The 21,765-nt window shown below is 58.0% G+C and carries 14 protein-coding genes; 9 read left to right on the top strand and 5 right to left on the bottom strand.

Features of this window, described 5'->3' with window-relative positions; genetic code table 11:
- Nucleotides 1-240 precede the first annotated feature (240 nt).
- From AUC61_RS02490 to yccS, 6 genes are all read left to right on the top strand, one after another.
- Nucleotides 241-1,683, top strand: a complete 1,443-nt coding sequence (locus AUC61_RS02490) for a TldD/PmbA family protein (RefSeq protein ID WP_243244302.1) — start codon at nt 241-243, stop codon at nt 1,681-1,683.
- Nucleotides 1,683-3,008, top strand: a complete 1,326-nt coding sequence (locus AUC61_RS02485) for a TldD/PmbA family protein (RefSeq protein WP_243244301.1) — start codon at nt 1,683-1,685, stop codon at nt 3,006-3,008. Before AUC61_RS02490 ends, AUC61_RS02485 begins: the two co-directional genes overlap by 1 nt.
- A gap of 177 nt (nt 3,009-3,185) precedes the next feature.
- Nucleotides 3,186-4,595 (top strand): multidrug transporter subunit MdtD, encoded by a 1,410-nt coding sequence (gene mdtD, locus AUC61_RS02480; RefSeq protein ID WP_243244300.1) that lies wholly within the window; start codon nt 3,186-3,188, stop codon nt 4,593-4,595.
- A gap of 174 nt (nt 4,596-4,769) precedes the next feature.
- The gene (gene dbpA, locus AUC61_RS02475; RefSeq protein ID WP_243244299.1) at nt 4,770-6,149 is read left to right on the top strand and encodes an ATP-dependent RNA helicase DbpA; all 1,380 of its coding nucleotides are present in this window, start codon (nt 4,770-4,772) and stop codon (nt 6,147-6,149) included.
- 145 nt (nt 6,150-6,294) lie between these two features.
- A complete protein-coding gene (locus AUC61_RS02470; protein ID WP_243244298.1) occupies nt 6,295-7,473 on the top strand; it encodes a BaiN/RdsA family NAD(P)/FAD-dependent oxidoreductase in 1,179 nt (392 codons plus the stop codon).
- A 222-nt stretch (nt 7,474-7,695) separates the two neighbouring features.
- A complete protein-coding gene (gene yccS / locus AUC61_RS02465) occupies nt 7,696-9,897 on the top strand; it encodes a YccS family putative transporter (protein ID WP_243244297.1) in 2,202 nt (733 codons plus the stop codon).
- Here yccS and AUC61_RS02460 read toward each other — a convergent pair.
- Nucleotides 9,878-10,615 (bottom strand): substrate-binding periplasmic protein, encoded by a 738-nt coding sequence (locus AUC61_RS02460; protein WP_243244296.1) that lies wholly within the window; start codon nt 10,613-10,615, stop codon nt 9,878-9,880. The two genes, yccS and AUC61_RS02460, sit on opposite strands and share 20 nt — an antisense overlap.
- Nucleotides 10,616-10,887: 272 nt before the next feature.
- Between AUC61_RS02460 and AUC61_RS02455 the strand changes: the two genes are divergently transcribed.
- On the top strand, nt 10,888-11,346 hold the full coding sequence (locus AUC61_RS02455; RefSeq protein WP_122664205.1) for a GNAT family N-acetyltransferase: 459 nt from the start codon (nt 10,888-10,890) through the stop codon (nt 11,344-11,346).
- Nucleotides 11,347-11,364: 18 nt separating this feature from the next.
- Here the strand turns inward: AUC61_RS02455 and AUC61_RS02450 are convergent, their stop codons facing one another.
- From AUC61_RS02450 to AUC61_RS02440, 3 genes are all read right to left on the bottom strand, one after another.
- A complete protein-coding gene (locus AUC61_RS02450) occupies nt 11,365-11,661 on the bottom strand; it encodes a winged helix-turn-helix domain-containing protein (RefSeq protein ID WP_243244295.1) in 297 nt (98 codons plus the stop codon).
- Nucleotides 11,662-11,823: 162 nt separating this feature from the next.
- Nucleotides 11,824-12,315 carry a M48 metallopeptidase family protein gene (locus tag AUC61_RS02445; RefSeq protein WP_243244294.1) on the bottom strand — a complete coding sequence of 164 codons (492 nt, stop codon included), beginning with the start codon at nt 12,313-12,315 and terminating at the stop codon, nt 11,824-11,826.
- Between the two features lie 55 nt (nt 12,316-12,370).
- Nucleotides 12,371-14,500 carry a putative bifunctional diguanylate cyclase/phosphodiesterase gene (locus tag AUC61_RS02440; protein ID WP_243244293.1) on the bottom strand — a complete coding sequence of 710 codons (2,130 nt, stop codon included), beginning with the start codon at nt 14,498-14,500 and terminating at the stop codon, nt 12,371-12,373.
- Between the two features lie 312 nt (nt 14,501-14,812).
- Here AUC61_RS02440 and AUC61_RS02435 point away from each other — a divergent pair, with 312 nt between their 5' ends.
- Nucleotides 14,813-15,484, top strand: a complete 672-nt coding sequence (locus AUC61_RS02435) for a polysaccharide lyase family 7 protein (RefSeq protein WP_243244292.1) — start codon at nt 14,813-14,815, stop codon at nt 15,482-15,484.
- A gap of 129 nt (nt 15,485-15,613) precedes the next feature.
- On the opposite strand, the gene putP is transcribed toward AUC61_RS02435, so the two are convergent.
- Complete coding sequence (putP, locus tag AUC61_RS02430) at nt 15,614-17,104, bottom strand: sodium/proline symporter PutP (protein ID WP_243244291.1); 1,491 nt, start codon at nt 17,102-17,104, stop codon at nt 15,614-15,616.
- Between the two features lie 456 nt (nt 17,105-17,560).
- Between putP and putA the strand changes: the two genes are divergently transcribed.
- Nucleotides 17,561-21,514: a trifunctional transcriptional regulator/proline dehydrogenase/L-glutamate gamma-semialdehyde dehydrogenase gene (putA, locus tag AUC61_RS02425; protein WP_243244290.1), complete on the top strand. Its 3,954-nt coding sequence runs from the start codon at nt 17,561-17,563 to the stop codon at nt 21,512-21,514.
- Nucleotides 21,515-21,765: the final 251 nt, after the last annotated feature.

The raw sequence follows: 21,765 nt of genomic DNA, 5'->3' as shown, positions 1-21,765 counted from the left end.
TCAACCTTATCGCGAGCAAGCTCAGCTCCCACAACCTCTCCCTTGCCCGCGCTTGATCCCGACATGGCCACAGGCCTAATCTAACGCCATCGTTTCAGCTCTACACCGCGTCGCGCCCTTCGCGAATGAATTCGCTCCCACATTGAAATGCGATCCACCTGTGGGAGCGAATTCACTCGCGAAGACGCCGGACCAGACAACGCCCAATCCCCCGCATCACCCGAACAAGGATGACGCTGCATGTTCGATTTTTCCGCTCAGCTCAAGCAGCGGTTTACCGCCTTGCAGAGCCGTGCCCAGTTCTTTTCCGTGCGTTATGTTCGTCAGACCAGCCAGCATCTGTGCGTGCGTAAGAATGTCGCCGAACCGCCGCATTTGAGTTCCGACGAAGGCGCGATGCTGACCGTGCGCCTCAATGGCGTCGAAGCCTACGCGGCAACCCGGGACATTTCGCAACGCGGCCTGCAAGCTGCGCTGGAACAGGCCGAAGCCCACGCACGACGCCTCGCCCCTCACGCACTGCTCAATCTCAGCGATCAACCGGTTGCGACCGCACAAGCTGACTACCTGTCGCCACATTTGCATGACGCCTTCCCGCCTCTAAGCGATTGCCTGCAGCTGTTGCTCAGTGAGTCCAGCGCCGTCCCGAAAGACGAGCGTCTGGTGAACTGGCAAGTCACCCTGGGTCTGGAAAACGTCGAGCAGATTTACCTGAACAACGCAGGCGCACAGATTCGTCGGGCGCAGCGTTTTGTCTATCCGGGCATGACCGTCACCGCCTACGACGGCAGCGACAGCCAGACTCGCAGCCTGGGCCGGGACAACTTCGGCCAGCAAGGCGGCGCGGAAGTGATCAGTAATTGCGGGCTTGTGGGCGCCGCAAGCAAAGTCGCCGATCAGGCTCTGCAATTGATCATGGCCCCCAACACACCGAACGGCCCTCGCGATCTACTGTTGACGCCGGACCAGATGATCCTGCAAATCCATGAGTCCATCGGCCACCCGCTGGAGCTGGATCGTATTTTGGGTGACGAGCGCAACTACGCGGGGACCAGCTTCGTCAAAGCCAGCGACTTCGGCCATCTGCAATACGGCTCCGAATTGCTCAACGTAACCTTCGACCCGGACATCCCCGAGCAGTTGGCGAGCTACAGCCATGACGATGACGGCACACCCGCCAGCAAACAGTTTCTGATTCGCAAAGGTGTACTGGAAAGACCGTTGGGCGGCGCGCTGTCGCAATACCGAGCCGACTTGCCAGGTGTCGCCAACAGCCGCGCGTGCAACTGGAATCGTCCGCCGATTGATCGCATGGCCAACCTCAACATCGAGCCTGGGGATAATTCCCTCGACCAGTTGATCGGCAACATTGAACACGGCGTGCTGATGTCCACCAACCGTTCGTGGTCCATCGACGACGCGCGCAACAAATTTCAGTTCGGCTGCGAGTGGGGCCAGTTGATCGAGAACGGCGAACTCAAAGGCGTGGTGAAGAACCCGAATTACCGGGCGATTTCCGCGCAGTTCTGGAAAAACCTCAGCGCCGTGGGCGACGCCAGCACCTTCAAAGTTTTGGGCACACCTAACTGCGGCAAAGGCGAACCCAATCAAGTGGTACGCGTCGGCCATGCCTCGCCCGCCTGCGTATTCAAGCAAGTCGACGTATTCGGAGGGGATGCCTGATGTCGCATCAACAGCAGTTTCAGGCACTGATCCGCGCGCTCAATGGTGCGATCGCCGCTCAAGAGCGTTTCACCCTCGCCTACAACGCGGAAGAGTCGGATTTCATTCGCTTCAATCACGCCAAGGTGCGTCAGGTCGGCCACGTGCAGCAGGCCAGCGTGACCCTCAAACTGATCGACGACGAGCGCCACGCCGACTTGCAACTGACCCTCAGCGGCGATGGCGAGCTGGATCGTCAGCGTTTGAGCGAAGCACTGCAGCAATTACGCGAAACCGTGGCGCTGTTACCGAAAGATCCTTACCTGAAACCCAACACCGAGGCCTGGCAGAACACAAATGTTCAAGACTTGCCGTTGCCGGACAGCGAACATGTGGTCGGTCAAATTGCTGAGCTTGGTGAAGGTCTTGATCTGGTCGGCTTCTATGCCGCCGGGCCTCTATACCGCGGTTTCGCCAGTTCGTGGGGCGCGTTTGGCTGGCATGAAGCCAACAGCTTCAATTTCGACTGGAGTCTGTTTCACGAGAACGGTCAGGCAGTCAAAGCCAACTATGCCGGGCACAACTGGAGCGACGAAGGCTTCGCGCGCCGGTTCGAGCTGGCTCGCCAACAGTTGGAGTTTCTCGGCAAGCCGCTGAAAACCCTGGCACCGGGTGAATACCGTGCGTATCTGGCACCGGCCGCCATGGATGAAATCATGGGCATGCTCTGCTGGGGTGGTTTCTCGGCGCAGTCGCTGGCGAACAAGACCAGTCCATTGCAACGGCTGTACAGCGGCGATGCCCAGTTCAGCCCGCTGGTGAGCCTCGACGAGCAGGTCAGCGGTTCGCTGTCGCCAGCCTTTTCCGGTGAGGGTTATCCACGTCGGGATCTGGCGTTGATCGCGGGTGGCAAAGGCCGCGAGCAATTGGTGGGTTCTGCCAGCGCCGCCGAGTACGGTTTAACGGCCAATGGCGCGGAGCCTTGGGAAGCGCCGAACTCATTGAGCATGGCGGCGGGCAATCTGGAGCTGGAGCAGGTTCTGGAAAAGATCGGTACCGGCCTGTACATCGGCAATCTCTGGTACTTGAACTACTCCGACCAGCCTGCTGCGCGCCTGACCGGTATGACCCGCTTCGCGACGTTCTGGGTTGAAGACGGCAAGATCCAGGCCCCGGTCAGCACCATGCGTTTCGATGACAGCGCGTACAGCCTGCTGGGCAGCGCACTGGAAGATTTGACCAAAGAGCGGGAACTGATTCTGTCCACGAGTACCTATAGTGAGCGCCAGACAGCGTCCAGTCAGCTGCCGGGTGCATTAATCAGCAAGCTGACGTTGACGTTGTAAGGGCCTCTGAAAAAACACTGTGGAATGAGGCTTTTGTGACAGCGCGTTCTCCTGTGGGAGCAGAGCTTGCTCGCGATAAGGTCGCCGCAGATATCAGGTATATCGCATTCAACCTTATCGCGGGCAAGCCCGGCTCCCACAGGAATCAGTTCCACCTACAACTCCACAAGGACCCACATGCCGACCACCACACCGCTTCTGGATGAAAAAACCCTTCGCTGGCTGCCTTGGGTAGTCGCTATCGCGTTCTTCATGCAGAGCCTGGACGGCACGATTCTCAATACGGCGCTGCCTTCCATGGCGCGCTCGCTGGCGGAAGATCCGCTGCGTATGCAGTCGGTGGTCATCGCTTACATGCTGACCATCGCCCTGTTGATCCCCGCTTCCGGCTGGATCGCGGACCGGTTTGGCATCAAGCAGATTTTCTTCAGTGCGATCCTGCTGTTCAGTTTTGGCTCGCTGCTGTGCGCCGTTTCCAACTCACTGGGCATGCTGGTTGGCGCACGGATTGTTCAGGGTTTAGGCGGCGCATTGATGCTGCCCATCGGGCGCTTGATCGTGCTGCGCGCCTACCCGCGCTCGGAGCTGGTGCGGATCATGAGTTTCATCACCCTGCCCGGCCTGCTAGGTCCATTGATGGGCCCGAGCCTGGGTGGCTGGATGGTTGAATACCTGAGCTGGCACTGGATCTTCCTGATCAACATTCCGGTGGGGATCCTCGGCTGCTGGGCCGTGCACCACTTCATCCCGAACCTGCAAGGCGGCGGCCGTACAAAATTCGACGGCATAGGCTTCGCGCTGTTTGGCGCGTCGATGGTGTTGATCACGATAGCCCTGGAAGGCCTCGGTGAATTGCACTTGCCGCATCTACGCGTGGTGCTGTTGTTGTTCGCAGGCTTTGGTTGTCTGGCAGCCTATTGGCTGCGCGCCGGGCACGTTGAGTCGCCACTGTTCGCACCTTCACTGTTCCGCACCCGTACTTTCGCGGTAGGCATTCTCGGCAACCTGTTTGCCCGTCTCGGCAGCGGTGCCCTGCCCTTCCTCATGCCCTTGCTGCTCCAGGTGGCGCTGGGTTATTCACCGTCACAAGCGGGCATGAGCATGCTGCCTTTGGCGGCTGCAGCGATGTTCGCCAAGTCGGTGGCGCGCTGGCTGATCGAGCGGCTGGGTTATCGAATCATCCTCACGGGCAACACGCTGATGCTCGGTATTCTGCTGTCGAGTATTGCTCTGGTGGATGCGCAAACACCGTACTGGGTACTGCTGGTGCATCTGGGTCTGCTGGGCGCGGTGAACTCGTTACAGTTCACCGCGATGAACACTGTCACCCTAATCGATCTGGACGACGCCAGCGCCGCCAGCGGCAACAGCCTGCTGTCGGTAGTGGCGCAGTTGTCCCTGAGCTTCGGCGTGGCGTGTGCGGCAGCCTTGCTGGGCGGCTTTACCGAACAGGTGTCGACCGGCGAAGTGAGCAGCGTGCTGGGCGCCTTCCAGCTGACCTTCCTGACTGTGGGGGTGATGGCGATGCTGGCCGCGGGGATCTTCCTGCAGCTGCCGCCCAGAGACGCAAAGCCGGCGGCGACTTGAAATACACCCTCTGTAGGAGCTGCCGAAGGCTGCGAAAGATTGCTCCTGACACACCGAGATCGCAGCCTTCGGCAGCTCCTACAGATCCGGGGTGCTACACCACCCGGCGGGAGCGCGCCTGATGGCCCTGTGACCTGATACACTGCGCGACATTTTGTTTTGCAGGCCCATACCGTGACTAACACCGCTTTCAATACTTTGCCCCTGTCCGCCGCCATGTTGGCTAACCTGGAGTCCCTTGGTTATGCCGAGATGACGCCGATTCAGGCGCAAAGCCTGCCGGTGATTCTCAAAGGAATGGACCTCATCGCTCAGGCCAAAACCGGTAGCGGCAAGACCGCAGCCTTCGGTATCGGCCTGCTCAACCCGATCAACCCGCGCTACTTCGGCTGTCAGGCGCTGGTGTTGTGCCCGACCCGCGAACTGGCTGACCAGGTCGCCAAAGAAATCCGTCGTCTGGCCCGTTCGGAAGACAACATCAAGGTCCTGACCCTGTGTGGCGGCGTGTCGTTTGGCCCGCAGATCGGCTCGCTGGAGCACGGCGCGCACATCATCGTGGGTACCCCGGGCCGCATTCAGCAGCATTTGCGCAAAGGCTCGCTGGTGCTTGATGGCTTGAACACGCTGATCCTCGACGAAGCCGACCGCATGCTGGACATGGGCTTCTACGACGCCATCGCCGACATCATCGAGCAGACTCCGAAAAAGCGTCAGACACTGCTGTTCTCCGCTACTTACCCAGTGGGCATCAAACAGCTGTCGTCCAAGTTCATGCGCGACCCGCAGACCGTCAAGGTCGAAGCCCTGCACGCCGACAGCCAGATCGAACAGATTTTCTACGAGATTTCCCCGGAAGATCGCCTCGATGCAGTGGTAAAAGTCCTCGGGCATTTCCGTCCACAATCCTGCGTAGCGTTCTGCTTTACCAAACAGCAGTGCCAGGAAGTGGTCGATCACCTGACTGCCAAAGGCATTTCCGCCGTGGGTCTGCATGGTGATCTGGAACAGCGCGACCGTGATCAAGTGCTGGCAATGTTTGCCAACCGCAGTACTTCGGTGCTGGTTGCCACTGACGTTGCAGCGCGTGGTCTGGACATCGACGCACTGGACATGGTGATCAACGTCGAGTTGGCGCGTGATTCGGAGATGCACATTCACCGCGTCGGTCGTACCGGTCGTGCGGGTGAAAAAGGTATTGCGGTGAGCCTCGTTGCACCATCGGAAAGCCAACGCGCCCGCGCCATCGAAGAAATCCAGAAAGCGTCGTTGCGCTGGGAACAGCTCGACAGCCTGAAGAACGCTGGCGGCTCGCAACTGATCCCGACCATGAGCACGCTGTGCATCGGTTCGGGCCGTAAAGACAAGCTGCGTCCAGGCGACATTCTCGGCGCGCTGACGGGCGAAGCCGGTATTCCTGGCGCACAGGTGGGCAAGATCGCGATCTTCGATTTCCAGGCTTATGTAGCAGTTGAACGCGGCGTCGCCAAACAGGCGCTTGAGCGCTTGAACAACGGCAAGATCAAAGGCAAGTCGCTGCGCGTGCGGATTTTGTAAGGTAATTTTCCAGACCAAATAGATCCTATGTGGGAGCCGAGCTTGCTCGCGATAAGACTGAGCGCGGTTTGCTTTAGATCGCGTCCAGCCTTATCGCGAGCAAGCTCGGCTCCCACATAAACATCCACACCCCGAGGAAATCGCTTTGCCCGTTACTGACGTTGTGATCATTGGCGCTGGCGCCGCAGGTTTGATGTGCGCGCTGACTGCCGCTGGCCGTGGCCGCAAAGTGATGCTGATCGATCACGCCAACAAGCCCGGCAAGAAGATCCTCATGTCCGGTGGCGGGCGTTGCAATTTCACCAATATGTACACCGAGTCGAGTAACTTCCTCTCGCAGAATCCGCACTTCTGCAAGTCAGCGCTGGCGCGTTACACCCAGTGGGATTTCATCGGCCTGGTGGGCAAACACGGCGTGCCGTACCACGAGAAAAAGCTCGGGCAGTTGTTCTGCGATAACAAGTCCAGCGACATCCTCGAAATGCTACTCGACGAATGCAGGCAGGCCGGTGCCAGCCTGCACATGGACACTTCCGTGCAGCAGATCGAAAAAACCGAAAGCGGATACAGCTTGACCACAACGCTGGGCAGCATCAGCTGTGAATCGCTGGTGATCGCTACCGGTGGTTTATCGATCCCGACCCTGGGCGCGACCGGTTTTGGTTATCAGGTCGGCAAACAGTTCGGTCATACCTTGCTGCCAACCCGCGCCGGGCTGGTGCCGTTTACGATCACCGATCAGCTCAAAGAGTTGTGCACCGAGCTGTCCGGTACGTCGGTGGACTGTCTGGTCAGCTGCAACGACACAAGCTTTCGCGAGAACATCCTGTTCACCCACCGCGGCCTCAGTGGCCCGGCGATTTTGCAGATTTCTTCGTTCTGGCATCCCGGCGACGCGGTGGAAATCAACCTGCTGCCTGACCACGACGCTGCTGGCTGGCTGGCAGAGCAACAGGCCGAACGGCCCAATAGCGAATTGAAAACCCTGCTGGGGGAAATCTTCACCAAGAAGATGGCCAACCTGATTGCCGAGCAGTGGTTCGTGTCCAAGCCTATGAAACAGTACACCCACGCCGAACTGGCCGACATCGCTACAAAGCTGGCCTCGTGGCAGGTCGTACCGGCAGGTACGGAAGGCTATCGCACGGCGGAAGTGACGCTGGGTGGTATCGATACGCGGGAGGTTTCGTCAAAGACGATGGAATCCCTGAAGTCACCGGGGCTGTATTTTATCGGTGAAGTACTGGACGTCAGCGGTCATCTGGGCGGCTTCAACTTCCAGTGGGCCTGGGCGTCAGGGTATGCGGCTGCGCAGTTTGTTTAAAAACCGGAATGCGGTTTAACCCTTGTGGGAGCAGAGCTTGCTCGCGATAAGGGCACCGCAGTTCTAAAGTGAACCGCGTCCGGCCTTATCGCGAGCAAGCTCTGCTCCCACAGTCCTGCATCAGCTCTGTCACCGAATAAATCTCGCCAACCGGATGTACAGATGCGGCTCAGGCCTGTACATATCCACTTCAGCATTGATCAATCGTGAAACAGCTCCTTTATGGCATCGAAATCTCTTCGTCATACCTTCCGCCGTCTGTGGGCGCTGGATAAGTTCAGTTATAGCGTTCGTGTCTTCATTGCGCTGACCGGCAGCATGGCGCTGTGCTGGTACCAGAATGAGATGGGCTTGCTGATTCCGCTGTTCCTGGGAATTATCGCCTGCGCCCTGGCCGAGACCGATGACAGCTGGCAAGGCCGCCTCAATGCACTCGCGGTGACGCTGGTGTGTTTCAGCGTCGCCGCCATGGCCGTGGAGTTGCTGTTTCCGTATCCGTGGATCTTTGCCATATCACTGGCGATTGCCAGTTTTGCGCTGACCATGCTCGGCGCGCTGGGCGAGCGCTATAGCGCGATTGCCTACGGCACTTTGATTCTCTCCGTTTACACCATGATCGGCGTCGATCAGCGAGGCGGCGAAGTACTGGACTTCTGGCACGAACCGATGCTGCTGGTCGCGGGCGCGGCGTGGTACGGCTTGCTGTCAGTGTTGTGGCAAATGCTGTTTTCCAACCAGCCAGTGCAACAGGCACTGGCGCGCCTGTTTCGCGAGCTGGGTCAGTACCTGAAGTTGAAATCGAGCCTGTTCGAGCCGATTCGCCAACTGGACGTCGAAGCACGTCGTCTGGAGTTAGCCCAGCAAAATGGCCGGGTCGTCGCGGCGTTGAACGCCACCAAGGAAATCATTCTGCACAGGGTCGGCAACGGTCGGCCCGGCTCGAAAGTCAGCCGCTACCTGAAGCTGTACTTCATCGCGCAGGACATCCACGAGCGCGCCAGTTCATCGCACTACCCCTACAACTCACTGGCCGAAGCGTTCTTCCACAGCGACGTGCTGTTCCGTTGTCAGCGCCTGCTGCGCCAGCAAGGTTCGGCCTGTCAGGCATTGTCCGAGTCGATCCAGCTGCGCCAGCCGTTCGTTTACAACGACAGCTTTGCCTATGCCATGGAAGACCTGCGCGCCTCGCTGGAGCACCTGCGCATCCAGAGCAACCCGGCGTGGCGCGGCCTGCTGCGCTCCCTGCGCGCATTGGCCAATAACCTGGAAACCCTGGACCGGCTGCTCAGCGATGCCAGCAACCCGGACGCCGTGGCCGACGCGACTGACAGCTCATTACTGGACCGCTCGCCGCGCACCCTCAAGGACGCCTGGGCGCGCCTGCGCCTGCAAATGACCCCGACCTCGTTGCTGTTTCGCCACGCCTTGCGCCTGCCGCTGGCGCTGGTGGTCGGCTATGCGATGGTGCACTTGATTCACCCGTCCCAGGGTTACTGGATCATCCTCACCACGGTATTCGTTTGCCAGCCCAGTTACGGCGCAACGCGTCGCAAGCTGGGCCAGCGGATCATTGGCACAGCCATCGGCCTGACTATCGGCTGGGCTCTGTTTGATCTGGTCACCAGCCCGATCCTGCAATCGATGTGTGCGGTGCTGGCCGGTGTGGTGTTCTTCGTCAATCGCACCACCCGCTACACACTCTCGACTGCCGCCATCACCATCATGGTGTTGTTCTGCTTCAATCAGGTCGGCGACGGGTACGGCCTGTTCCTGCCACGTCTGTTCGATACCCTGCTGGGCAGCCTGATTGCAGGGCTTGCAGTGTTCCTGTTCCTGCCGGACTGGCAAGGACGACGTTTGAACAAGGTGCTGGCCAATACTCTCACCTGCAACAGCATTTACTTGCGCCAGATCATGCAGCAATACGCCAAGGGCAAGAGCGACGACCTGGCTTATCGCCTGGCGCGGCGCAACGCTCACAACGCCGATGCGGCGCTATCCACCACGCTGGCCAACATGCTGATGGAGCCTGGCCATTTCCGTAAGGAAGCGGACGTTGGTTTCCGCTTTCTGGTGCTGTCGCACACCTTGCTCAGTTATCTGTCAGGCCTGGGCGCGCACCGCGAAACGCAGCTACCGGCAGAGGTCCACGAGCAGTTGATTAATGGCGCGGGCACGACGCTGGCGGCCAGCATTGATGAAATCGCCCAGGGCCTTGCCGAGAAACAGCCGGTGGCGATCCACAGCGACGCTGAAGAGGCGCTGGCCACTGAGCTTGAGCAAATGCCCGATGAACTGGATGAAAGTCAGCGTCTGGTGCAAACCCAACTGGCATTGATCTGCCGACAACTGGGGCCGCTGCGAACCTTGGCGGCGCACTTGATCAAGGCGCCGGAGCCTGTTGCTACAGACCGTGTCGCTTGAAGATTGCCGCGTAACTGCCGTCAGCTTTCATGGCGGCAATTTCCCGATTGAAATCTTCAACAATCCCCTGATGCTCCGGATTCTTGAGGCTGACCAGAATATGCAGGCTGTTTTCGCTCAATGATTTAGACAGGAACTCAAGCTTGTCGCGAACGTTCTTGGGCTCCGCCGCCAAGTAAAAGCGGGCGACGAATTCATCCTCTACCGCCAGATCCACCCGCCCCGCCGCGACCATGCGCAGCGCCATGGAGAAATTGCTCACAGGCACTTTCTCCAGCAGTTTGTCATTATCAAATTCAGTGGAATAGCTGTACCCACGCACGACCGCAATCGGCCGCTCGTAGAGCTGACTCAAATCCTGAAACTGAACGCTGGACCGGCTGCGCTTGAGGAAACGCACGCGGTTGAGCAGATACTCTTCGGAAAATTGACCGATATGCGTACGTTCATCGCTGAACCACGCGTTGATCAGCACATCGTAACGACCTTCTTCGACCCCGAGCAGCGCTCGCGCCCAAGGTACCTGCGCATAGTCGGTGCTGTACCCGGCACGTTGCAGTGCAGTACTGACCAGATCAGTGGCCAGACCGTTGTTGAGTAATGAAGCTTCTGTAAACGGGGGCCAGGAATCGGCCACCAATCGCAATTTTTCCTCCGCATTGGCCTGAGCCGTCAGCAGAAATCCCAGTAAAGCTATGGCTCTAAGCACACACGACATGCTTTTTTCCCTGAGACGAGCATTGCCCGGATGATGACAGACGAGACCCCGAGTACCCGGTATCCATGCTGGCATGTAGCCTCATTGAAGCTGCATATAACCCTTTTCACAACTCACACATAGATGACATTACGTGCGGTGCTTCGCAAAAACCTCAAAGGGTTATCGGCCAGCTTCACGAAACATTCATAGGGCCTTCTTTGCAGGCGCTTATGGGGTATATGACCGGATGAGGTAGTATTCGCTCAACGTTTCTTCACCGAGTCAGCGAAATGCCAATCAACTGGATCTGCAAACACCACACCGACCTGAGCAAGGAGCAGCTTTACGCCATCCTGCAGTTGCGCGCCGAGGTGTTCGTGGTTGAGCAGAAGTGCGTTTATCTGGATATCGACGGCCAGGATCTGATCGGTGATACATGCCACCTGATGGCGTGGCAGGAAGACAAACTGGTCGCTTATCTGCGCTTGCTTGACCCGATCCAGCAAGGCGGCGACGTGACTATCGGCCGTGTAGTGACTGCGCCCTCGATCCGCAGCCGCGGCATCGGCCACGAGCTTATGGAGCAGGCGCTGGAGAACGCGGAGAAAACCTGGCCCGATCAGCCGATCTATCTGTCAGCCCAGGCGCATCTGCAGCGGTATTACGCCCGGTACGGCTTCGAGCCGGTCGGCGAGGTGTATCTGGAAGACGAAATCCCCCACATCGGCATGCGCCGCGACCTGGAGTAGCGATCAGGTACGGCGGACTCAGGGGTAACCCAGCACTGCTTTGATCTGTGCCAGGTTGCCCGCGATCCAGCTTTTATCTATCGCGCCCCAGCTACGAATGCGGTATTGCCCGGCATGATTACGGGCGCCATCAAGCTGCTCGAACTCACATTCGATATCGAGATCCGCCAGCGCGGCGATCGTGTCCTGCGCCGTACGGCGGGGCATGCCGGTAACCTCGACCAATGCCGGGACGTTGCTGGCCAGTTCGCTGTCAATCAGATACGCCACGTAAAGCCGACGGTAGAAACTGGATTTGGTTTTGCTGACTTCCATTGAAGTGAGGGCCTATTATCTTGACGGTGAGGGCATGGCTGGTGATTGACCTGTGGGAGCGAATTTATTCGCGAAGGGGGCATACCTCAAAGAGATTCAGCGACTGAAACACCGCCTTCGCGAATGAATTCGCTCCCACCGGAATGTCATTAATCCTTGGTGCTACTGCATATTCCGCCAGGTCAGGTAAATCCGCAGATCAAACTCCAACTGGTGATACCCCGGCTGCATGTGCTCGCACAGCTGGTAAAACGCCTTGTTGTGATCGGATTCCTTGAAATGCGCCAGTTCGTGCACCACGATCATTTTCAGGAACTCCGGCGGTGCTTCCTTGAACAACGAGGCGACGCGAATTTCTTTCTTGGCCTTGAGCTTGCCGCCCTGCACACGGGAGATCGTGGTGTGCAGCCCCAATGCGCGATGAGTCAGATCGAGCCGATTATCAAACAGCACTTTGTCGATGTTCGGCGCATTTCGCAGGTATTCCTGCTTGAGCCCCAACGCATAGGCATACAGCGCTTTATCGCTCTGGACCTCGTGACGACCGGGGTAACGTTGCTGTAAATATTCACCCAGCTTGTTGCGGGCGATCAACTGCCGCACCTGATCCTGAAGCGCGGGAGGATAGGCCTGAAGGTATTTGAGAGGAGCCATCGCCGATGCAGTCATGAGCCGTAACGCTGATTCGAAAGGCGCCAGTGTACATAAATCAATGCTGTTTCAGGCTCTCCCAGTCGAATACCTTCGGGAAGCGCAGCGCGTCGTCGGCCAGCATGGGCCGTCCGACCAGATAACCCTGAATCAGCTGGCAACCGTTGTCAGCCAGCCACTGGTATTGCTCGAGGGTCTCGACCCCTTCAGCGATCACCAGCACGTTGAGGTTGCGACACAGGTCAATAATGCTACGCGCTACAGCGGTATCGCGCGGCGTTGTGAGCATGCCCGCGATGAAGTGCCGATCGATCTTGAGCGTATCGATATCCAGGTTGCGCAGATGCGTCAGCGAACATTCGCCAACACCAAAATCGTCAAGCGCGACACTCACGCCGATGTCATGCAAATGGCGTATCTGATTACGGCTGTGGGACAAATTGTGTACGAGTGACGCTTCGGTGAGCTCAACCTCCAACTGGCCCGGCTTCAGATCGTAGCGCTGCATGGCGCGGCGCAACTCAGAGGCAAGATTAGGCATGCAGAACTGGGTTGGACTGATGCTGATGCTCAGCACCAGCCCTGCATCAAAAACATCATTGCAGCGGCTACGATGTTCGGCGCCTTGCTCGAAGATCCAGCCACCCAGCTTGTTAATCAAGCGGGTCTCTTCCAGCAGCGGAATAAACACGCCCGGCGGCACATCTCCGGCGCTCGGGTGCTGCCAACGCAATAAGGCCTCGAAACCGCGCAACTTGCCATCCGCGATGGACACCTGCGGCTGATAGACCATGGAGAAATCATGACCATCGATGGCGCTGCGCACACTGTCTTCGAGCATCAACCTCGAACGCGCCCGGCCGTTCATTTCCTGGTCGTAAAACCGATACTGCTGGCGACCGGCCCGCTTGGCCTCGTACATGGCAATATCCGCCGCACGCAGCAAGCCGTCCAGGTTGGAACCGCAATCGGGATAGGTGGCAATGCCGATACTGGCACCCAGCGTGACATCCAGGCCGTCGACCTGCCTGCGCACTGATACCCGCTCAATCAGCTTTTCCGCCACCTTGGCAGCCTGCTCGGGAAAGTCCAGACCATCGATGACAACGGTGAACTCATCGCCCCCCATGCGCGCCAGCACGTCATAAGGCCGCATGCAATCCTTGAGCTGCTGGGAAACCCAAAGCAGCACTTGATCGCCAGCGTCATGCCCCAGGGAATCGTTGACGCGCTTGAAGCCGTCCAGATCGAGGTACAGCAACACCAGGAATCCCCCGGCTTGCTCGTTGCGTAACAACAAGCCTTCTACCGCCTGGTAAAAACCCCGTCTGTTGAGCAAGCCAGTCAATGCATCGGTAACGGCCTGCTGCTCGAGCTGCTGATAAAGATCGCGGACCACCGACATGTCCAGAATGCTGAATACCATGGCCTTCTGCTCTACGGGCAAAGGCGCGCACGACAATGCCACTGGCAGTTTGCAGCCTTCATGGGTACGCAGGACGGCATCGTGCAGACGGTAGATTTCAGCGTTGCGGTAGTGACGATAGAACCCTGACTGCGCCCAATCAGAGACCTGCGGCTCGATCAGGTAATCAATCACGCTGGTACCTCTCAATTGCTCGGCATTGGCACCGAGCAACCGACAGATAGCCGGGTTAGCGAAATTGATGAGCCCGGCCTCGCTGACGACCAGAATTCCCTCGTCGATGTTATCCAGCACAGATGCGTTGAATGCCCGGGCGGCTTCCAGCTCTCGGGAGATTCGTTGCAGGGCGCGCTGATTTTGCTGCTGCTCAAGAAGAGCCTGGACTTTTGGCCTGAGTACGTTGGGATCGAAGGGTTTGAACAGGTAGTCGATGGCGCCGCTGGCGTAACCACGATGTACGGCGTCCTGAGACTGCTCGTTGGCAGTCAGGAAAATGATGGGGGTCAGCCGCGTTCGCTGGCTGCCGCGCATCAGGCGTGCGACCTCAAAACCGTCCATGCCCGGCATCTGCACATCAAGCAGCACCAGGTCGACCTCGCGCTCCAAGAGCACAGTCAACGCTTCGATTCCGGAACTCGCAGTCACGATGCACCAGTCCTGCCTCTGCAGAACAGCGCGCATGGTCACCAGATTCTCTGGGTAGTCATCAACAACCAACAAAACAGAACAGCCATCACCCGGCTTGGTTTGCGCGCATTCCATGCAGTTTCTCTTATGTAGCACGACATCCAGGGACCGTCGCGTCGATTTCCAATCAAGATAACTCTAGTCGGGTATGAGGGAAACTGAAGGTGGCTTTGTGACAGCCTTCGCTAAAGTTCATATCCACCCGACTAACGGTCATTTCCTACAGGCCAATCAGTACATGCCCTACAGCCAATGTGACAGCACTTTGACGTCACCAGTTCGACAATTAATCGTTAACAGAACGTTATTGAGAACGTATAACAACAACCCGCAAAGGCTTGACATAGACGCCTCTTACTGGCAATGCGACATATTGGAAAACATCACATGGTAGACATGGCTTCGTGGAATCTGAGCATTCCTGTGGGTTCGCCCCCCAAAACCATCGAGACGTCCCAACTGAAGAAGGGCTATGACGGCAAGTACTTCCGGTCTGAGTCGGGTTACATCTTTTTCTGGTCACCCGTCACTGGTTCGAAAACCGCCAACGCCAAATACCCGCGCAGCGAACTTCGAGAGACCTGGGCCGACGGTACGTTACATAACTGGATGTACCCGCAGGCCGACAACTTTCTCGACGCGACACTGGAAGTGAATCAAGTGCCCTCTTCCGGCAAGATCGTGATTGGCCAGATACATGCCTACGGAAGTACCGAGCCGATGCTCAAAGTTGAGTATCAGTACAAAGAAGACAGCAAATCCGGAAACATCGTCGCCAAAGTACGCAACCGTTATGACGATGATAAAAGCCGTGTCATACCGATAGCACAAGGTGTGCCGCTGAACGAGAGGTTCAATTACAAGATCCACCTCAGCCCGGGTGGCGACCTGAGTGTCAGCGCCAGAGGGAAGAACTGGAGCAGCCCAATCAGCGCCACCTGGCGAGACAAGCCGCTGTACTTCAAAGCGGGGGTTTACGTGCAAGACAACAAGGGTTATAGCAGCGAAGGCGGCAAAGCCACCTTCTATAAGCTGGACATCGATCACAACAAGATTTAGTGCTGCATCCCTGTTGCGCCAAAAGTCTGCAGGAGTTCACGAGTAACGCGAGGCAACGACAGCGTTCTGCCTGATACACCGCCATCGCGGCTTCGCATTGCTCGTGCGCTCCTACAGAATCATTTCAATTCAATGGCTCGCCGCCTTGAACTCTTTCTCGGCCAATTCAAAACGCGATTGCATGCCAGCCGAAGGCCCTTTGCCAATCAGGCTGAACACAACGATGGCGATGCTGGCGAACAGGAAGCCCGGGATGATTTCGTACAGCCCCCAGATTCCCAGCTGCTTCCAGACGATCACAGTAATAGCGCCGACCAACACACCCGCCAGCGCTCCGTTGCGAGTCATGCCTTTCCAGAGCACTGAAATCAACACCACAGGACCAAACGCCGCGCCGAAGCCAGCCCAGGCATAGCTCACCAGCCCGAGTACACGGTTGTTCGGATCGGCAGCCAGCAAGATGGAGATGATCGCGATCAGCAGCACCATCGCACGCCCGACCCAGACCAGCTCTTTTTGCGAAGCGCTTTTACGCAGAAAGGCTTTATAGAAATCTTCGGTCAACGCACTGGAGCACACCAGCAGTTGGCAGCTCAGCGTGCTCATCACCGCAGCCAGAATCGCCGAGAGCAATACGCCAGTCACCCAAGGGTTGAACAGCAGCTTGGCCAGCTCAATGAATACCCGCTCAGGGTTTTCGGTAACTGGCCCGGCGACATCGGGATTCGCCGAGAAATAGGCAATCCCGAAGAAGCCCGCCGCCACGGTCCCCCCCAGACAAAGGATCATCCAGGTCATGGAAATGCGCCGTGCGCTGGCAATCGACTTCACCGAGTCTGCCGCCATGAAGCGCGCCAGAATGTGTGGCTGACCGAAGTAACCCAAGCCCCAGCCCATCAGGGAAATGATGCCGATGATGCTGGTGTTGCGGAACATGTCGAAGTTGGCTGGATCCTTGGCCTCGATGGCAAGGAATGTCGCGTCAACGCCACCGGTCGCAAGCAGCACGATGATCGGCGTCAGGATCAAAGCAAAAATCATCAGTGTTGCCTGCACCGTATCGGTCCAGCTCACTGCGAGAAACCCACCTACAAACGTATAAGCGATGGTTGCTGCAGCACCGGCCCACAGTGCGGTTTCGTAAGACATACCGAAGGTGCTTTCAAACAGGCGTGCACCGGCAACAATGCCCGAGGCGCAATAAATAGTGAAGAACACCAGAATGACCACGGCGGATATCACCCGCAGCAAGCCGCTTTTATCTTCGAAACGACTGGTGAAATAGTCCGGCAGTGTCAGGGCATCACCGTTGTGCTCGGTCTGTACACGCAGACGACCGGCGACAAACAGCCAGTTCAGATAAGCACCAATAATCAGACCGACCGCGATCCAGCTTTCAGACAGGCCCGACATATAAATGGCACCGGGCAAGCCCATCAATAGCCAGCCGCTCATGTCCGAAGCGCCGGCCGACAACGCCGTAACGACGCTGCCCAGACTGCGACCGCCCAGAATATAATCCGACAGGTTGTTGGTTGAGCGATAAGCCATCAGGCCGATCAGCACCATTACTGCGATATAGATCACGAAGGTGATCAGGGTGGGATTGCTGACACTCATTGGTATTTCGCCTTGGCATTGTTTTTATTTAGCGAGGTCGACTTTGACCGGGAGATTAATAACCAAGGCGCAGAAAGAAAGCGGCAGATTTTCTGGCCCCACTCCCAGCCGAAGCCGGTCCCGCGAGAACAATTCTTGGTCGCACATGCGACATCGCGACGCATCCTATTCAACAACTCATCAGCGGTGCAACCCATTTACGGCCAAAAAGTTGCACCTCAACGTCATCGCTGCTCGTTTTTTTGCGAAGTTTGCCCCGTTCCAGAGCGTGAGTCTCCTTTCGTCCGAACATCGGCACTGCAGTTGTGCACCACAGAACATCGAACCAGGACCGGCTGGCAGGCCGCGAAAATATTCAGTAAAAAAAGGGTTGCACCCGGTTGCACCTCGACCTGCTCATGGCTAATCTTGTCCGACAACCAAGGCCACATTGCAGTGGCATGATGAGGACAGCACATGGCGACCACCACCCTGGGTGTCAAACTTGACGACCCGACCCGCGAGCGATTGAAAGTAGCCGCTCAGTCCATCGACCGGACTCCGCACTGGCTCATCAAACAGGCGATTTTCAATTACCTGGAAAAGCTCGAAGGTGGTGCAACCCTTTCCGAACTCAATGGCACGGCTGGCAAAGACGGCGATGACCACGGCGAATTGCCAGTGGACACGACGCACCAGTGCTTCCTCGAGTTCGCGGAAAGCATCCTCCCGCAATCAGTACTGCGCGCTGCAATTACTGCGGCCTATCGCCGACCGGAACCGGAAGTGGTGCCGATGCTCATCGAGCAGGCGCGCCTGCCTGTGCCAATGGCTGAAGCGACCAACAAACTGGCCGCGACCATCGCCGAAAAGCTGCGTAACCAGAAGAGCGCTGGCGGCCGTGCTGGCATCGTTCAGGGGCTGCTGCAGGAATTCTCCCTGTCGTCCCAGGAAGGCGTAGCCCTGATGTGCCTGGCCGAAGCGCTGCTGCGCATTCCGGACAAAGGCACCCGCGACGCATTGATCCGCGACAAGATCAGCACCGGCAACTGGCAGCCGCACTTGGGCAACAGCCCGTCGCTGTTCGTGAATGCTGCAACCTGGGGTCTGCTGCTGACCGGGAAACTGGTCTCGACCCATAACGAAGCCGGGCTGACATCGTCCCTGAGCCGGATCATCGGCAAAAGCGGCGAGCCCATGATCCGCAAAGGCGTGGACATGGCCATGCGCCTGATGGGCGAACAATTCGTCACCGGTGAAACCATCGGCGAAGCATTGGCCAACGCCAGCCGCTTCGAAGCCAAAGGCTTCCGCTACTCCTACGACATGCTCGGTGAAGCTGCACTCACCGAACATGACGCACAAAAATACCTGGCCTCGTACGAGCAGGCGATCCACTCCATCGGCAAAGCCTCCCACGGCCGTGGAATCTACGAAGGCCCGGGCATCTCCATCAAGCTCTCGGCATTGCACCCCCGCTACAGCCGCGCCCAGTACGAGCGCGTGATGGAAGAGCTGTATCCACGCCTGCTGTCGCTGACCCTGCTGGCCAAGCAATACGACATCGGCCTGAACATCGACGCCGAAGAAGCCGACCGTCTCGAGCTGTCGCTGGACCTGCTTGAACGCCTGTGCTTCGAGCCGCAACTGACCGGCTGGAACGGTATTGGCTTCGTGATCCAGGCTTACCAGAAGCGTTGCCCGTATGTGATCGACTATGTGATCGATCTGGCTCGACGCAGCCGCCACCGCCTGATGATTCGCCTGGTGAAAGGCGCTTACTGGGACAGCGAAATCAAGCGCGCCCAAGTTGAGGGGCTGGAAGGCTATCCGGTCTACACCCGCAAGGTGTACACCGACGTTTCCTACATTGCCTGTGCACGCAAACTGCTGTCGGTGCCGGAAGTCATCTATCCGCAATTCGCCACACACAACGCGCATACGCTGTCGGCCATTTACCATATCGCCGGTCAGAACTATTACCCCGGCCAGTACGAATTCCAGTGCCTGCACGGCATGGGCGAACCGCTTTACGAGCAAGTCGTGGGCAAGGTTGCCGATGGCAAGCTGAACCGACCGTGCCGCGTGTACGCCCCGGTGGGCACCCACGAAACATTGCTGGCTTATCTGGTGCGCCGCCTGCTGGAAAACGGTGCGAACACCTCCTTCGTCAACCGTATTGCCGATCAGTCCATCTCCATTCAGGAGCTGGTGGCTGACCCAGTGGCCAGCATCGAGCGCATGGCGACTCAGGAAGGCGGCTTCGGCCTGCCGCACCCGCGTATTCCATTGCCGCGTGATCTGTATGGTGCCGAGCGCGCCAACTCCAGCGGTATCGACCTGGCCAACGAACATCGTCTCGGCTCGTTGTCTTCAGCCTTGTTGGCCACCGCGCACAACGATTGGAAGGCCGCACCAATGCTCGGTTGCCCGGCCAGTGAAGGCGCTTTCACCCCGCTGCTTAACCCGTCTGACCTGCGTGACGTGGTCGGACAAGTGCAGGAAGCCAGCCTGGAAGATGTCGACAACGCCCTGCTCTGCGCCCTGAGTTCCGGCCCGATCTGGCAAGCCACTCCACCGGCTGAACGCGCTGCGATTCTGGAGCGTGCCGCCGACCTGATGGAAGCTGAAATCCAGCCTTTGATGGGCCTGCTGGCTCGCGAAGCAGGCAAAACTTTCGCCAACGCTATCGCTGAAGTCCGCGAAGCAGTGGACTTCCTGCGTTACTACGCTGTGCAGGCACGTAACGATTTCAGCAATGACGCTCATCGCCCACTGGGGCCGGTGGTGTGTATCAGCCCGTGGAACTTCCCGCTGGCAATTTTTAGCGGTCAGGTCGCTGCTGCGCTCGCTGCAGGTAACCCGGTACTGGCCAAACCAGCTGAACAAACGCCACTGGTTGCCGCTCAAGCCGTTCGTATTTTGCTCGAAGCCGGCATTCCGGAAGGCGTCCTGCAATTGCTGCCAGGACGCGGCGAAACTGTCGGCGCGCGTCTGGTCGGTGACGATCGGGTCAAAGGCGTCATGTTCACCGGCTCCACTGAAGTCGCTCGCCTGCTGCAACGCAACATTGCCGGTCGCCTTGACGCTCAAGGTCGCCCGATCCCGCTGATCGCGGAAACCGGTGGCCAGAACGCAATGATCGTCGATTCCTCGGCGCTCACAGAACAAGTGGTCATCGACGTCGTGTCCTCAGCTTTCGACAGCGCCGGTCAACGTTGCTCTGCCCTGCGCGTACTTTGCTTGCAGGAAGACTCCGCCGACCGCGTCATCGAAATGCTCAAGGGCGCCATGGCTGAATGCCGTCTCGGCAACCCGGAGCGTTTGTCTGTAGACATCGGCCCGGTGATCGATGCCGAAGCCAAGGCGGGCATTGATAAACACATTCAAGGCATGCGCGACAAAGGCCGCACGGTCTATCAGGTTGCAATCGCCGACAGCGACGAAATCAAGCGCGGTACTTATGTGATGCCGACGCTGATCGAACTCGAAAGCTTTGACGAGTTGCAGCGTGAAATCTTCGGCCCGGTGCTGCACGTGGTCCGTTACAAGCGCAAGGAACTGGACCAGTTGATCGGTCAGATCAACGCCTCCGGTTACGGCCTGACGCTCGGCGTGCATACCCGCATCGACGAGACCATCGCCAAGGTCATCGACAACGTTAACGCGGGCAACGTTTACGTTAACCGCAACATCGTCGGTGCTGTAGTAGGTGTGCAACCGTTCGGCGGCGAAGGTCTGTCGGGCACAGGGCCGAAAGCCGGTGGTCCGCTGTATCTGTATCGCCTGCTTTCGACCCGCCCGGTCGACGCCATCGAGCAATCGTTCGTGCGTGGCGATGCGTTGGCGGCACCCGACACCCGCATGCGCGATGCCTTGAGCCAGCCGTTGCAGGCTCTGAAAACCTGGGCAACCAGCAATCAGCAAGCCGAGCTGGATCAGCTCTGCAGCCAGTTCGCCGTGCAATCGCAAAGCGGCGTGACTCGCCTGCTGGCAGGCCCTACCGGCGAGCGCAACAGCTACAGCATCCTGCCGCGTGAACACGTGCTCTGCCTTGCTGAAGCGGAAAGCGACCTGCTTATTCAACTGGCTGCCGTTCTGGCCGTGGGTAGCAGCGCAGTCTGGCCGGACAACGCGTTGAGCAAACCACTGCGTGCCCGCCTGCCGAAAGAAGTACAGGCGCGCATCAAGCTGGTGGCCGACTGGACGAAAGACGAGGTGCTGATCGATGCCGTTCTGCACCACGGCGACTCGGATCAACTGCGCGCTGTTTGCGAGCAAGTGGCCCAGCGTCCGGGCGCCATCGTTGGCGTCAACGGGCTGTCCCATGGCGAAACCAACGTAGCACTGGAGCGCCTGGTGATTGAGCGCGCACTCAGCGTCAACACTGCCGCTGCGGGTGGTAATGCGAGCTTGATGACCATCGGTTGATGGTTGGCCGGGATTTAAAAAAGAGAGCTTCGGCTCTCTTTTTTATTGCCATGATTTTAAAATCTTGACAACTAAGCCACTTATTGATTCGCTATAAAAACAGATTTAAACCACCCCATATAATTGCACTATATACCTCACCCATACGGCTGCGATGCGACATTAAAAATTCATTGCACTCTCTAATACTCTGTGATTAAACGCCCCTATCGACTGATTAATTCATCTTTCGAAAACTATATAATTAACGC

Origin of the sequence: Pseudomonas maioricensis, from assembly GCF_022790535.1 — a bacterium.
Classification (GTDB): Bacteria; Pseudomonadota; Gammaproteobacteria; order Pseudomonadales; family Pseudomonadaceae; genus Aquipseudomonas; species Aquipseudomonas maioricensis.
The sequence above is the reverse complement of the archived record's forward strand: the minus strand, read 5'-3'. Positions and strand labels throughout refer to the sequence as shown.